Raw genomic sequence first — 534 nt, forward strand, 5'->3', positions numbered from 1 at the left:
TCACGACGGACGTTAGCACCCGCCGTGTGTCTCCCGTGATAACATTCTCCGGTATTCGTAGTTTGCATCGGGTTGGTAAGCCGGGATGGCCCCCTAGCCGAAACAGTGCTCTACCCCCGGAGATGAATTCACGAGGCGCTACCTAAATAGCTTTCGGGGAGAACCAGCTATCTCCCGGTTTGATTGGCCTTTCACCCCCAGCCACAGGTCATCCGCTAATTTTTCAACATTAGTCGGTTCGGTCCTCCAGTTAGTGTTACCCAACCTTCAACCTGCCCATGGCTAGATCACCGGGTTTCGGGTCTATACCCTGCAACTTAACGCCCGGTTAAGACTCGGTTTCCCTTCGGCTCCCCTATACGGTTAACCTTGCTACAGAATATAAGTCGCTGACCCATTATACAAAAGGTACGCAGTCACACCACGAAGGTGCTCCCACTGCTTGTACGTACACGGTTTCAGGTTCTGTTTCACTCCCCTCGCCGGGGTTCTTTTCGCCTTTCCCTCACGGTACTGGTTCACTATCGGTCAGTC

1 rRNA gene is annotated in these 534 nt (G+C 53.2%); it reads right to left on the reverse strand.

The annotated features are described in order from the left end of the window. A 23S ribosomal RNA gene (locus tag ET34_RS0118865) occupies positions 1–534 on the reverse strand; the annotation flags it as partial.

The organism is Siccibacter colletis, assembly GCF_000696575.1.
Lineage (GTDB): Bacteria > Pseudomonadota > Gammaproteobacteria > Enterobacterales > Enterobacteriaceae > Siccibacter > Siccibacter colletis.